1 pseudogene is annotated in these 204 nt (G+C 43.1%); it reads left to right on the top strand.

The window, feature by feature from the left end:
- Positions 1-204: pseudogene (locus tag FD31_RS14440) on the top strand (IS30 family transposase); the annotation flags it as partial.

Here is a 204-nt window from a genome sequence, read left to right as displayed (position 1 = left end):
ATTACTGCCGACAATGGTCTTGAATTCAGTACCCTGACAGAAGTAATGAATAAGACAGCACCTGTCTACTTCACTCATCCGTATACATCCAGTGAACGAGGAACCAATGAAGTTCACAACCGTATGGTACGAAGAGATTTTCCGAAGGGAATCTCTCTTGATTTGGCAACCCCTTCGGAGGTTGCACAAACAGAAGATAAACTA

The organism is Companilactobacillus nantensis DSM 16982 (assembly GCF_001435815.1).
In the GTDB taxonomy this organism is placed as follows: domain Bacteria; phylum Bacillota; class Bacilli; order Lactobacillales; family Lactobacillaceae; genus Companilactobacillus; species Companilactobacillus nantensis.
Note: the sequence above shows the minus strand (reverse complement) of the source record. Positions and strands in the feature narration are given on the sequence as shown.